Source organism: Brachybacterium sp. AOP29-B2-41, from assembly GCF_052378395.1.
In the GTDB taxonomy this organism is placed as follows: Bacteria; Actinomycetota; Actinomycetes; order Actinomycetales; family Dermabacteraceae; genus Brachybacterium.
The window spans coordinates 22359-35510 of the sequence record NZ_JBQSXR010000010.1 but is presented as its reverse complement, the minus strand read 5'-3'; the positions used below and the strand labels follow the sequence as shown (position 1 = coordinate 35510).

The following is a 13152-nucleotide window of genomic DNA, read 5'->3' as shown; positions in this document are numbered from 1 at the left end:
GTCCGCCACCGCGTAGAGGGGAGCTGCCCGCCCCTGGGCAAACCGCCACCGCAGGGCTACCGTAAGGGGGCCACAGGCAGGTCGGGAGGTCGCCATGGCACAGCTGCCAGATCGTGCAGACATCGTCGTCATCGGAGCCGGGGTGGTGGGCAACGCCGCCGTCGCCCATCTCGCGGACCATGGCTGGCGCCGCATCGTCCAGATCGACAAGGGCCCCCTGCCCGATCCGGGCGGATCCACAGGTCACGCGTCGAACTTCGTGTTCCCCGTCGACCACTCCAAGGAGATCACCGATCTCACCGTGGACTCGCTGCGCCAGTACGGCGAGCTCGGGGTGCTGACCCGCTGCGGCGGCATCGAGGCCGCCCGCAGCGCCGAGCGCATGCAGGAGCTCACCCGGCGCATGACCTCGGCCCGGGCCTGGGGCGTCGAGGCCCAACTGCTCTCCCCTGCCGAGATCCAGGAGCTCGTGCCGCACTGCGACTCGAGCCTGCTGATCGGCGGCTTCTACACCCCCACCGGCGCGATCGTCGATCCGTTGCGCGCCGGGGAGCTCTTCCGCGAACGGGCCGAGGCCGCCGGCGCTCTCACCACCGTCGCCGAGACCGAGGTGACCGGCATCGACGTCACCTCCGGGCGGGTGCGCCGCGTGCTCACCGACCGAGGCGAGATCGAGACCGAGCTCGTGCTCATCGCCTGCGGTGTCTGGAGCCCACAGGTCGCGGCGCTCGCCGGGGCCGCGATCCCGCTCACCCCGGCGGTGCACCAGATGCTCGACGTGGGCCCGATCCCCGCGCTCGCCGAGACCGACGAGTGGGTGAGCTTCCCGCTGCTGCGCGACATGGACAACCTGATGTACGAGCGCCAGCGCGGCGCGGACCTCGAGATCGGCTCCTACGCGCACCGCCCGCTGCTGCACGATCCGAGCGAGATCCCGCCGGTCGGGGACCACCCCGGGCAGGCGAGCCCCACCAGCTTCCCCTTCACCGAGGAGGACTTCACCGCGCAGCTGGCCCATGCCCGCGAGCTCTTCCCGAGCCTGCTCACGGATCCGGAGCCGCCGCGGAAGGCGGCGATCAACGGGCTGCTCTCCCTCACCCCCGACGGGGGCGCCCTGGTGGGTGAGACGCCCGAGGTGGCCGGGCTGTGGTCCGCTGCCGCGGTGTGGATCAAGGAGGCCGCCGGGGTGGGGCGCATGGTCGCCGAGCTGCTCACCGAGGGCAGCAGCGAGATCGACGCGCACGGCTCCGACATCGCGCGCTTCCATCCCTCCCAGCGCACCCGGGAGCACGTGCGGGCGCGTGCGGCCGAGGGCTTCCCCAAGGTGTACGGGATCAGCCATCCGCGCGAGCAGTGGCTCTCGCACCGGCCGCTGCGGACCAGTCCCCTGCACGCCCGCACCGAAGCGCTCGGGGCGGAGTTCTACGAGGCGGCAGGCTGGGAGCGGCCCCAGTGGTACTCCTCGAACCGGCCTCTGCTCGAGAAATTCGCGGACGGCGTGGACCGCCGCACCCACGAGTGGGATGCCCGTTGGTGGTCGCCGCTCATCGAGGCCGAGCACCTCGCGATGCGCGAGCGCGTAGCACTGGTGGACCTTGCCGCCTTCGCGATCCTCGACGTCTCCGGCCCCGGCGCGCTGGAGTTCCTCGAGCAGCTCGCGGTGGCGCGCATCGACGTGCCCGTCGGCCGGGTCGTGTACACCCCGCTGCTCACCCCGGCCGGCACCTTCCGCAGCGACCTCACGATCGTCCGCCGCGGCGAGACCGAGTTCCGCGTGATCACCGGCGGCGCCGAGGGCGGCCGGGACCTCGCGTGGCTGCGAACCCACCTGCCGGCCGACGGTTCGGTGCAGCTGACGGACTCGTCCTCAGCGGTGACCACGATCGGGGTATGGGGCCCACGAGCCCGCGATCTCGTCCAGCCGCTCACCGCGGAGGATCTCTCCGATGCCGCCTTCACCTTCGGCACCGCCCGCAACGCGGTGATCGGCGGAGTGCCGGTGTCGATGCTGCGGATCAGCTACGTAGGTGAGCTGGGCTGGGAGCTGCACGTCGCGGCCGAGCTCGCGCCACGCCTGTGGGACCGGCTGTGGGAGGCCGGGCAGGGGCACGGCGTGATCGCGGCCGGGATCGGCGTGTACGGCACCACGGGCCGGCTCGAGAAGGGCTACCGGCTGATGGGCGCCGAGCTCACCGGCGAGTACAACCCCATCGAGGCGGATCTCGCCCTGCCCAAGGTCAAGCGCGCGGACTTCGTGGGCAAGCCCGCCTACCTCGCCTCCCGCGAGCAGGGCCCGGCGGCGATGCTGTGCACGCTCGCGCTCACAGATCCCCCGTCGAACCCGGAGATCGCACGGTGTCCGACAGGCGGTGAGCCGGTGCTCTCCACGGACGGCGAGGTCCTCGTCGATGCTCGCGGCCGGCGTTCCTTCGTGACCTCCGCGGGGCCCGCCCCGTCTCTGGGTCGCTACCTGCTGCTGGCCTACCTTCCCCTCGCACAGGCGGTGGAGGGCACCGCGCTGCAGGTCGAGCACCTCGGGGCGCGGCTGCCGGCTAAGGTGCTCACCGTCGGCCGCACCCCGGCGTTCGACCCGGAGGATGCCCGGATGAAGGGCTGAGCCGGGCCGCTGCCGGGCGCCCCGGCTCAGCCGGTCATCTCGGGACGGTGCCCCAGGCGTCGGGAGATCTCCGCGGCCGCCTGCTGCACCTGCTCTGCGACCTCGGGGAGCCTGCCTCGACCGAGACGGTAGGCCGGCCCTGCTGCGGACAGGGCCGCGATGACGCTCCCCTCCGGCCCATAGATCGCCGCGGCCACCGCGTTCAGGCCCTCCTCGAACTCCTCCTCGGCGACCGCCCAGCCGCGTACGGCCGCCTCCTGCAGCTGTGCGCGCAGAACATCGGCCTCGACGATCGTCTGGGCGGTGAACCGCTCGAGATCGCCGGCGAGAACCGCCTCGCTCTGCGCGAGCGGGAGATGCGCCAGCAGCACCTTCCCGCTCGAGGTCGCGTGCAGGACGGTCGCATCCCCCACCCAGTTGTGCAGGGCGACGGTGCGGGCACCCTGGGCCTGGTACAGGTTCACCGCCGCGCCGGAGCGGTAGACAGCGAGGTTCACCGTCTCCCCGAGCTGCTCGGCGAGCGCGTCGCAGACCGTGCCGCCCACAGCGGTGAGATCCTGCCGGGAACGGGTGGCGGCGGCGAGCCGGAGGATGCCGACCCCGAGCTGCACCGGCCCTCCCTCGACCCGCCGCTCGACGAGGTCATGGGCCTGGAGAGCGGCGACCAGGCGGGAGACCGTGGACTGGTGGACCCCCAGCTCCTTCGCGATCCGGCCCACCCCGGAGCGCCCGTCCCGGGCGAGGATCTCCATCACCTGCGCCGCACGGTCCACAGACTGCACGCCGCCCGCCCGGGTGACCGCATGCTGCGGCTGCTCTGCTCCGATGCCCGAGCTGCGTCCGGCCGTCATCCTCATGACTCCCCCTCACCACTATGCGCAGTGCGCATGCCATTGCGCAGAGCGCACCTTGATGCCACAGTAAGGGACGGACACGATTCCTGGAGGCCACGATGACCGTGAACCCGAATCCCCAAGTGCTGCTGTACCCGCGCATCCGCAAGTCCCCGTTCTTCTACGCCTCGCGGCGTCACGGGGTCGAGATGTACAGCGTGTACAACCGCACCTACCACCCCCGGCACTACGGCGACCCCGTCGCCGAGTACTGGGCGCTGCTGGAGGGCGTCACCCTCTGGGACGTCGGCGTCGAGCGGCAGATCGAGATCTCCGGCCCGGACGCCTTCGACTTCACGAACCTGCTCGTCACCCGTGATCTTTCGAAATGTGCGGTCGGCCAGTGCAAGTACGTGTTCCTCACCGACCAGCACGGAGGGATCCTCAACGACCCGATCCTGCTGCGCCTCGAGGAGAACCGCTTCTGGCTGTCCCTGGCCGATTCCGACATCCTGCTGTGGGCCCGCGGCGTCGCCACCCACGCCGGGATGGACGTGCGCATCGAGGAGATCGATGTGGGCCCCGTGCAGGTGCAGGGCCCGAAGTCCTTCGCCCTGATGCGTGATCTGCTGGGCGACTCCGTGGCGGACATCCGCTACTACTACCTGCACGATTACACCATCGACGGGATCGAGGTGACCGTCTCGCGCACCGGATACACCGGGGAGATCGGCTATGAGATCTACGTCCACCACGCCTCGCGGGACGCCGAGCGCCTGTGGGAGCTGGTGCTCGAGGCCGGGAAACCCCACGACCTGCGAGTCATAGGCCCCTGCCACATCCGCCGCATCGAGGGCGGCATGCTCGCCCACGGCGCCGACATCACGGTGGACACCAATCCCTTCGAGGTCGGCATGGGCTACGACTGGATGGTCGACCTCGAGCAGGAGGCCGACTTCATCGGCAAGGATGCCCTGCGCCGGATCAAGCAGGAGGGCCCGGCCCGGAAGCTGGTGGGCCTGGAGCTCGGCGGAGAACCCCTCGGGAGCTACAACGACGGCTCCATGATCGACGCCTTCCCCGTGCACCACGAGGGCGAGGTGGTCGGCCGGGTCACCTCTGCCTGCTACTCGCCGAGGCTCGAGAAGAACATCGGCCTCGCCCTGGTCCCGGCCGCACTGTCCGACATCGGGACCCGGTTCCTGGTCGACACCGGGGAGCGCCCCGGCGCGCAGGAGCCCTCCGGAAAGGAGCTCGTGAAGGCGGAAGTCGTGCCCAAGCCGTTCATCGATCCCTCGAAGGAGCAGCCCAAGAGCGACGTCACCTCCCTTGGAACGGACCCCGCGAGCAGCGGCACCGGGACCTGAGATGGCCCCTCCCCCGCCTGTCGCCGAGGCGCTGGGCCCGGAACCGCAGTACGAGGTGATCCCGCTGCGCGGCATCGCCCATGAGGTCGCCGCGCAGCTGCCGCCCGGCTCGCGGGTGACGGTCACCGCATCCCCGGGCCAGGGACTGCCGGCGACGATCGGAACGGCATGCGAGCTGGCCCAGCAGGGATTCCGTGCGATCCCCCACCTCGCCGCCCGCATGCTCCGCTGCCGCGACGAGGTGGCGGAGCTGCTGGAGCGCCTCGCCGACGCGGGGGTGGCCGAGGTGTTCGTCATCGCCGGCGACGCGTCACCGCAGGCAGGCGACTTCCCCGGCGCCCTGGAGCTGCTCGAGGCCATCTCCTCCGCCGGATCAGCGATGACGGTGGGCGTCGGCGCCCACCCCGAGGGCCACCCCCATCTCGCGGACGCCGAGGCGACGCAATTGCTGGGAAGGAAGGCGGTGTACGCCTCCTATGCGGTCACCCAGATGTGCTTCGCGGCCGCGCCGCTGCTGGAGTGGACCCGACGGCTCCGGGATGCCGGCATCACCCTGCCGGTGCGCCCCGGAGTCGCCGCCGCCGTGGGCACCGCCCGGCTGCTGCGGATCGGCACCCGGATCGGCGTGGGCCGTTCCCTGCGCTTGCTCGGCGGGGAGGACCCCGGGATGCGCCGGTTGCTCTCCCCCGGTCGGTGGGAGCCCGGCCCCCTGCTCGAGGAGCTCAGCACGGCGACCGCGGAGGAACCGGGCCTCGCGCTGCTGGGGCCCCACGTGTACACCTTCAATGATCTCCGCGCCGCCCGAAGGGTCACTGCACGCCGCTGATCAGGTGCTCCTCGACTGATCTGGTGCTCCTCGACATGTCCGCTCCCGTTCGTCGCGGTTCCACCACCTGCCCAGGCAGGTCTGGCATCGTCGGGGTACCGATCCGTCCCGGAAGGAACCCTGCACCATGGACGACACAGCTCCGAGTGACACCGAGGTCTCTGCTGAGGTGGGTGCGCTGGTCGCCGCCCAGCAGGAGCTCTTGCTGCGCTCCGACGCGGATTCCGAACAGATCGCAGCGAGGCTGCGCCAGGTGCACGCAGAGCTCACCACTCTGCGGATGCATTACCAGTTCGGGATCGACGAGGTGCAGACGAAGGTGAACATCCTGCGCCAGGAGTTCGAGCAGATCCACGAGTACAGCCCCATCGAGCACGTCCGCTCGCGGCTCAAGTCCACCGAGAGCCTGATCGAGAAAGCCGTGCGCACCGGAGGCGAGATGTCGATCCCCGCCATCCGCGCACGGGTGATGGACATCGCCGGGATCAGGATCACCTGCAGCTTCGTCTCGGACGTCTACTGGATCGCGGACATGCTCAGCCGCCATCAGGATCTCGAGGTGCTCGCGGTGAAGGATTACATCGCCGCCCCGAAGCCCAATGGGTACCGCTCGCTGCACCTGATCGTGCAGGTGCCCGTCTACCTCTCCGAGCACACCGAACTGGTGCCGGTCGAGCTGCAGCTGCGCACCATTGCGATGGACTTCTGGGCCAGCACCGAGCACAAGCTGTCCTACAAGTACCGCAAGAACCTCCCCGCCCGTCTGCAGGCCGAGCTCGATGACGCGGCCAGAGTCGCCACCGACCTCGATCAGCGCATGGAGAGCCTCCGCGCCGAGATCCGACCACGGCCCGCGGGCGTCCCCACCACCGACGGCTTCCCCTCATGACCGGTCGTCCCGCCGACGCCGTGACTCCAGGCACAGCGCGGCCCATAATGGCGGGCATGACGGATTCGACGCGAACCAGACGTGTGCTGATCACCGGAGCGACCGGGGGCGTCGGCTCCCATCTGGCCACCACCTTGGCTGATCACTACGACCTCGTCCTCCACGGCCGCAGCCAGGACAAGGCCCCGGAAGGGATCACGCTCAAGCTCGCCGAGCTCAGCGAGTACGACGAAGTGCTATCCCTGATGGAGGGGATCGACACCGTCGTGCACATGGCCGGCGCCGCCTCGCCGGAGTCCAGCTGGGAGGCCGTGCTCGAGGCGAACCTCATCGGGGTCCGCAACGTGCTGGAGGCCGCGCGTGAGGCGGGCGTGCGCCGCGTGGTGCTCGCCTCCTCCAACCATGCGATGGGCATGTACGACCGCCACGAGGAATGGCCCGTCTACCCGCACCAGCTGCCCCGCGGTGACTCGCTCTACGGCGTCTCGAAGATCTTCGGCGAATCGCTCGGACGGTTCTACCACGATGAGCACGGGCTGGATGTGATCAACCTTCGCATCGGCTGGTTCTCCGAGGACCCGCTCGCCGCGAAGGAGGACATCCTGCGCGCGATGTGGCTCAGCCCGGCGGACTGCACGCAGGTGGTCCGCTGCGCGATCGAGGCCGAGGTGGCCTTCGGCCTCTACTACGCGATCTCCGACAACCCCAACCGGCGCTGGGCGCTCACCAATACCCAGCTCGAGCTCGGCTATCGGCCGCAGGACTCCTGGACGAGCCTCCCCGGAGCCGTGGAGCACGTCGTCGAGGGCGGCGCCGAGGTGCGGGACAACTGGCCCCGCGGCTCATGACCGCAGCCGCCCGGGCGGCGCGGCTGCTGGTCGCGCTGCTGATCCTCGCCGCCCTGCTCACCAATGCAGTGGGCGCGGCCCAGGACGGTCTGCTCGCACAGAACGTCTCCTACTTCACCAACCAGTCGAACCTGTTCTTCGTGGCGCTGATCCTCGCCGGGGTGACGCTGGGCGCGCGCCGGCCTCCGTGGTTCGACGAGGTGCGCGGGGCGGTCGCGTTCTACCTGGTGATGACCGGGATCATCTATGCCCTGCTGGTCGCGCCGCTGGACGAGCTGCTGCGGTGGGATATCGGATGGACGGGGACCGTGCTGCACCGTCTGGCCCCGGTCGCAGCGCTGGTGGACTGGCTGCTGACGGCACGCCGCCGCGCACCGTCCGCTCGCCGCATCCTGTGGTGGCAGCTGTTCCCGGTGGTGTTCCTGGCGGGCACCTGGGTGCGCGGCGGACTGACGGGCTGGTACCCCTACGAGTTCCTGGATCCCACGGCGAGCTCGTGGAGCCAGGTGCTGGCCACCACAGCAGTGGTGCTGGTGGCGTTCTTCGCGATTGCCACCGCGGTGCATCTGCTCGAGGGACGGCTGCGGCCCGTCGGAGTCCCGGCCCTGGAGGCCGAGCCCGCAGTACGGTGAGGAGATGACCGCTCCCACCTTCGACCCGACGGGACTCGAGCCCCTCACCGCGACCGACGAGCAGCGCGCCGAGTCTCCGCTGGCGCGCACCCCCGACGGCACCTGGGTGGTGCTCGGGCATCCGGAGGCCATCGCGGTCGCGACCGATCACGAGAGCTTCTCCTCCGCCGTCTCCCGCTTCCTGCAGGTGCCCAACGGGATGGATGGGGAGGAACACGCCGCCTTCCGGGCGGTGACTGATCCGTTCTTCGCTTCCGAGCGGATGGCAGCCCTGGAGCCGACGGTCCGCGCTGTCGCGGCGGAGCTGGTCGAGGAGCTGATGGCGGATGTCGGGGCGGCGGGAACGGAGATCGATGCGGTCGCGGCGCTCGGCGCGGTGTTCGCAGTGCGCGCCCAGACCGCCTGGCTCGGTTGGCCCACCGCGCTGGAGCCCGAGCTGCTGCAGTGGATGATCGACAACCACGAGGCCTCCCGGTCCCGGGACCTCTCACGCACCACCGAGGTCGCCGAACGCTTCGACACGCTGATCCGCTCCGTCGTGGCACCGCGGAGAGCGCTCGGCGCGGACGCCCCAGAGGATCCGACCACGGAGCTGATGCGGGTGCAGGTGAAGCTGCCGGATCCTGAGATCTTAGGGTCGACGCAGCGCGCGCTGCGCGAGGAGGAGATCGTCTCGATCCTGCGCAACTGGACCGGAGGCGACCTCGGCTCGATCGCCCTGTGCACGGGGGTGCTGCTGACCGCGCTTGCGGACGCTCCCGCGCTCACCGAGCGCCTGCGCCACGGGACCTTCACCGAGGCGGCGGCGATCGTCGACGAACTGCTGCGGATCGATGACCCCTTCGTCTCCAATCGCCGCGTGACCACCTGCCCGGTCTCGCTCGCCGGGCACCAGATCGGGGCGGGTGAGCGGGTGCTGATCCACTGGACCTCCGCGAACCGCGACGAGCGGGTCTTCGCGGACCCGAACCGCTTCGATGAGCAGGCGCATGGCGCGCAGAACCTGGTCTACGGCATCGGCAAGCACATCTGCCCCGGGCGCCCCCTCGCCACGCTCGAACTGGTGGTCGCGCTCCAGGAGCTGCTCGCTGTAGCGGATGTGCATCCTGCGGAGACCGTGGGAGAACGGGAGGTCGCACCGGTGGGCGGCTGGGCGCATGCCCCGGTGGTGCTCACCCCGCGGAGCTGACCCCGGAACAGCTGACCCCGGAGCAGCTGAGCCACTGTGCGGCGGCGGGCTGCTGTTGGGGAGGGCTGCTGCTCTTGCGGCGACTGCTGCTGGGGGGTGCGGCTGGGGAGGGCTCAGTCGTGTCCCTCGGCGATCAGCGCCTCGAGCTGCGCCATGGCCTCAGGATCTCCGTGGATCTCGACCGGGCCCGGGGCGTTCGCGAGGTGGTCGAGCACCTGGGCACGCCCCCAGGCCCAGAGGTTCAGGCTGATCGCGCTGCCGGAGACCGTGGCGCGCGGGAGGCCCTCGGCGTCGGCGGGCTTCTCCAGCAGCCGGCCGACGGGTGCGTCGAACGCCTGTCCATCCCGTGTTCTCGTGCCGGACCAGCGGCTGATGCCCAGCAGCTGCGGCGTCCCGTCGCCGGGGCGGATCTCGATCACGGCGACCGGCTTCGTGCTCGCCCAGTCGGGGATCCATTCATAGCCGGCTGGCCACATCACGCGCAGGACGTGGTCCAGTCCCGCCGCAGCCATCTCAGGGCTGATCGGGGTGATCGGTTGCCCGGCGGTGAGCTCCGCATCCACGCGGTGGATGGTCGCCTCGTGGGTCTGCATCCGGCGGGTGATGCCGACGGTCTGCTCCTGCGAGAACCAGAACCAGGCGGACTCCTCGTCCTTGCGCGCAGCGAGCTGGGCCAGCAGCGCGTCGGTCGCCGCCTCCCGGCGCGCCAGCAGTTCCTCCTGCTCCATGGGACGCGGTGCCTTCGCCTCGTCGATCGCTGTCACCTCCTCCTCAGTGGTGGCGCGCGAGGCGAGGATCTCTGCCCAGAACTCGTGGACCTCGGTGAGATGCCACAGGAGATCGGCTGCGGTCCAGTCGGGGCAGGTGGGGACCTGCTGTGCAGGATCAGTGGCGCCAAGAACAGCGGCCAGTCGGTCCGCTTCCTGCTGGATGATGGCGAGGGCGTTGATGCTCATGGCCCCATCGAATCACCTGGGAGTGACGGGCGACACCCCTGCTCCGGGACCGACCTCCCTTGATCCACATACCCCATGGGGGTATAACTAGAAGGACCCGATACCCCACTGGGGTATCCCGACAGCGAGGAGAACCCCATGAGCGCGACCACCACCCAGTTCCAGGTGACCGGTATGACCTGCGGGCACTGCGAGATGTCCGTGCGCGAAGAGGTCAGCGAGCTGGCTGGGGTCCAGGGCGTCGAGGTCAGCCACGAGACCGGTCAGCTGATCGTCTCCTCGGAGCAGCCGGTGGACGAGGCTGCGGTGCTCGCAGCAGTCACCGAGGCCGGCTATTCGGCGGTGCGGGTCTGATGAAGGCCGGCACCACCGTCGCTCTGTACGGCCTGCTGCTGGTGGCGCTGTTCTTCGCGTCGTACCTGCTGGCCGGGGCCCTGGTCCCCTCGGAGTGGGTGACCAGCTGGTCGAGTTCCGGCGGCTCCGGCCACTGACCGGCTCGCACCCCTCCCTCCTATACCCGGCCCCCTTCACGTTCAGCTCCTCCACCCCCAGCTCCGTCCGTCCGCGAGCCCGTCGCGAGAGAGAAGTTCCCGCCATGTCCACTCCCCCGTCCCCGCTGCCGCAGGTGATCAGCGCTGATATCGAGCTCGAGATCGGCGGGATGACCTGCGCCTCGTGCGCGAATCGGATCGAGCGGAAGCTGAACAAGCTCGAGGGGGTCACCGCCGCGGTCAACTATGCGACGGAGAAGGCGCGGGTCTCCGTACCCAGCGGCTACGACCCGCAGGATCTGGTCACGGTGGTCGAACAGACCGGCTACACCGCCACCCTCCCCGCCCCGCCGGCGGCGGATCCAGAGGCCTCAGGAGCACAGGAGCGCGAGGACCCGGAGCTCACCTCGCTCCGCCAGCGCCTGATCGGCTCGGTGCTGCTGTCGGTCCCGGTGATCCTGATCTCGATGATCCCGGCGCTGCAGTTCACCTACTGGCAGTGGGCGGTCCTCACGCTCACCGCTCCCGTGATCGTCTGGGCCGCCTGGCCCTTCCACCGGGCGGCGGCCGTCAACCTGCGCCATGGCGCGGCCACGATGGACACCCTGATCTCGGTGGGCACCATCGCCGCCTTCCTGTGGTCGCTGTACGCCCTGTTCCTGGGCACGGCCGGCGTGCCCGGCATGACGCATGAGTTCTCGCTGACCATCGGACCGTCCGACGGGGCGGCGAACATCTATCTCGAGGTCGCGGCCGGGGTGACCATGTTCATCCTGCTGGGCCGCTACTTCGAGAAGCGCTCGAAGCGACAGGCCGGAGCCGCGCTGCGCGCCCTGCTGGACATGGGCGCGAAGGACGTCGCCGTGATGCGCGACGGGGTCGAGACCCGTCTCGCGGTGGCTGACCTCGCCGTCGGCGACACCTTCGTGGTGAGGCCCGGCGAGAAGATCGCGACCGACGGCGTGGTCGCCTCCGGCACCTCGGCGGTGGACGCCTCGATGCTGACCGGCGAGTCCGTCCCGGTCGAGGTCGGGGTGGGCGACGCAGTCACCGGCGCGACCGTCAACGCGGGCGGCCGCCTCCTGGTGCGGGCGACCCGCGTGGGCGGCGACACCCAGCTCGCCCAGATGGCGAAGATGGTCGAGGACGCCCAGTCGGGCAAGGCCGAGATCCAGCGCCTCGCTGATCGGGTCTCAGGGATCTTCGTACCGATCGTGATCGCCTTCGCAGTGGTGGTGCTCGGCGCCTGGATCGGTGCCGGGTTCCCGCTCGAGGCGGCATTCACAGCGGCGGTCGCGGTGCTGATCATCGCCTGCCCGTGCGCGCTGGGGCTCGCGACTCCCACGGCGCTGCTGGTCGGCACCGGCCGCGGTGCTCAGCTGGGCATCCTCATCAAGGGACCCGAGGTGCTCGAGTCCACCCGGAAGATCGACACCGTGGTGCTCGACAAGACCGGCACCGTCACCACCGGAAAGATGACGCTGGCCGACGTGGTCACGGCCGAGGGTGTGGAGCGCAGCGAGCTGCTGCGCCTCGCGGGCGCGGTCGAGGATGCCTCCGAGCATCCGATCGCTCAGGCGATCGCGAAGGGCGTCACCGAGGAGATCGGTGCCCTGCCCGGCGTCGACGAGTTCGAGAACCTCGAAGGTCGGGGCGTGCGCGGCACGGTCGAGGGGCGCTCAGTCCTCGTCGGCCGCACGACGCTGGTCCCGGGGCAGGAGCTGCCCCCGCTGCTGGCCGAGGCGAAGGCCGCTGCGGAGTCCCGCGGGCAGACGGCGGTCGTCGTCTTCTGGGACGGCCGGGCCCGCGGCGTGCTGGTCGTCTCCGACACCGTCAAGCCCACCAGCACCGAGGCGATCGCGCAGCTGAAGGGTCTGGGGCTCACCCCGATCCTGCTGACCGGTGACAACCGTGCCGCCGCCGAGCAGATCGCCTCGGAGGTCGGCATCGACCAGGTCATCGCCGAGGTCCTCCCGCAAGACAAGATCGATGTCGTCCGCCGCCTGCAGGCCGACGGCAAGGTGGTGGCGATGGTCGGTGACGGTGTGAATGACGCCGCCGCCCTCGCTCAGGCAGATCTGGGCCTGGCCATGGGCACCGGCACCGATGTCGCCATCGAGGCATCGGACATCACCCTGGTGCGCGGCGATCTGCGCAGCGTGACCGACGCGATCCGGTTGTCACGCCGTACTCTCGGCACCATCAAGGGCAACCTGTTCTGGGCCTTCGCCTACAACATCGCGGCGATCCCGCTGGCCGCGCTGGGGCTGCTGAACCCGATGCTGGCCGGCGCCGCGATGGCGTTCTCGAGCGTGTTCGTGGTGGGCAACAGCCTGCGGCTGCGTTCGTTCCGCAGCCGTGCGCTCACCGCCCCGGCGGGTGCCCCCGCCCTGGCTGGCTCAGTCCCGGCTGCCTCCACCCCGGTCACCTCCACCACCCCGGTCACCTCCACCGCGCCGGCAGAGCCACCCGCCGCGGGAGCCTGAATGTCCGCCGCCGAAGAT

General features: G+C 70.3%; 12 protein-coding genes. 10 read left to right on the top strand and 2 right to left on the bottom strand.

Going from position 1 to position 13152, the window contains the following annotated elements:
- The first annotated feature begins 94 nt into the window (after positions 1–94).
- Positions 95–2617 (top strand): GcvT family protein, encoded by a 2523-nt coding sequence (locus tag ACT3T9_RS10945; protein WP_444606612.1) that lies wholly within the window; start codon positions 95–97, stop codon positions 2615–2617.
- 26 nt (positions 2618–2643) lie between these two features.
- Here ACT3T9_RS10945 and ACT3T9_RS10940 read toward each other — a convergent pair whose 3' ends face one another.
- Positions 2644–3474: an IclR family transcriptional regulator gene (locus ACT3T9_RS10940; protein ID WP_442331745.1), complete on the bottom strand. Its 831-nt coding sequence runs from the start codon at positions 3472–3474 to the stop codon at positions 2644–2646.
- Between the two features lie 95 nt (positions 3475–3569).
- On the opposite strand from ACT3T9_RS10940, the gene ACT3T9_RS10935 reads away from it, so the two are divergent.
- The 6 genes from ACT3T9_RS10935 to ACT3T9_RS10910 all read left to right on the top strand — a co-directional run bounded on the left by ACT3T9_RS10935 (position 3570) and on the right by ACT3T9_RS10910 (position 9201).
- Positions 3570–4817 carry a glycine cleavage T C-terminal barrel domain-containing protein gene (locus ACT3T9_RS10935; protein ID WP_444606611.1) on the top strand — a complete coding sequence of 416 codons (1248 nt, stop codon included), beginning with the start codon at positions 3570–3572 and terminating at the stop codon, positions 4815–4817.
- Between the two features lies 1 nt (position 4818).
- Entirely contained in the window at positions 4819–5643 is an 825-nt protein-coding gene (locus ACT3T9_RS10930; RefSeq protein ID WP_441445997.1) for a methylenetetrahydrofolate reductase, read from the top strand.
- A 127-nt stretch (positions 5644–5770) separates the two neighbouring features.
- Positions 5771–6532 carry a GTP pyrophosphokinase gene (locus ACT3T9_RS10925; RefSeq protein ID WP_441445998.1) on the top strand — a complete coding sequence of 254 codons (762 nt, stop codon included), beginning with the start codon at positions 5771–5773 and terminating at the stop codon, positions 6530–6532.
- A 56-nt stretch (positions 6533–6588) separates the two neighbouring features.
- Complete coding sequence (locus ACT3T9_RS10920; protein ID WP_442331746.1) at positions 6589–7380, top strand: NAD-dependent epimerase/dehydratase family protein; 792 nt, start codon at positions 6589–6591, stop codon at positions 7378–7380.
- On the top strand, positions 7377–8012 hold the full coding sequence (locus ACT3T9_RS10915; protein WP_444606610.1) for a Pr6Pr family membrane protein: 636 nt from the start codon (positions 7377–7379) through the stop codon (positions 8010–8012). The genes ACT3T9_RS10920 and ACT3T9_RS10915 overlap by 4 nt, the downstream gene beginning before the upstream one ends.
- A 4-nt stretch (positions 8013–8016) precedes the next feature.
- On the top strand, positions 8017–9201 hold the full coding sequence (locus tag ACT3T9_RS10910; RefSeq protein WP_444606609.1) for a cytochrome P450: 1185 nt from the start codon (positions 8017–8019) through the stop codon (positions 9199–9201).
- A 113-nt stretch (positions 9202–9314) separates the two neighbouring features.
- Here ACT3T9_RS10910 and ACT3T9_RS10905 read toward each other — a convergent pair whose 3' ends face one another.
- Positions 9315–10157 carry a maleylpyruvate isomerase family mycothiol-dependent enzyme gene (locus tag ACT3T9_RS10905; RefSeq protein WP_444606608.1) on the bottom strand — a complete coding sequence of 281 codons (843 nt, stop codon included), beginning with the start codon at positions 10155–10157 and terminating at the stop codon, positions 9315–9317.
- Positions 10158–10295: 138 nt separating this feature from the next.
- Between ACT3T9_RS10905 and ACT3T9_RS10900 the strand changes: the two genes are divergently transcribed.
- The 3 genes from ACT3T9_RS10900 to ACT3T9_RS10890 all read left to right on the top strand — a co-directional run bounded on the left by ACT3T9_RS10900 (position 10296) and on the right by ACT3T9_RS10890 (position 13134).
- Positions 10296–10511 carry a heavy-metal-associated domain-containing protein gene (locus ACT3T9_RS10900; protein WP_444606607.1) on the top strand — a complete coding sequence of 72 codons (216 nt, stop codon included), beginning with the start codon at positions 10296–10298 and terminating at the stop codon, positions 10509–10511.
- Entirely contained in the window at positions 10511–10648 is a 138-nt protein-coding gene (locus tag ACT3T9_RS10895; RefSeq protein WP_444606606.1) for a hypothetical protein, read from the top strand. Before ACT3T9_RS10900 ends, ACT3T9_RS10895 begins: the two co-directional genes overlap by 1 nt.
- 104 nt (positions 10649–10752) lie before the next feature.
- A complete protein-coding gene (locus tag ACT3T9_RS10890) occupies positions 10753–13134 on the top strand; it encodes a heavy metal translocating P-type ATPase (protein ID WP_444606605.1) in 2382 nt (793 codons plus the stop codon).
- Positions 13135–13152: the final 18 nt, after the last annotated feature.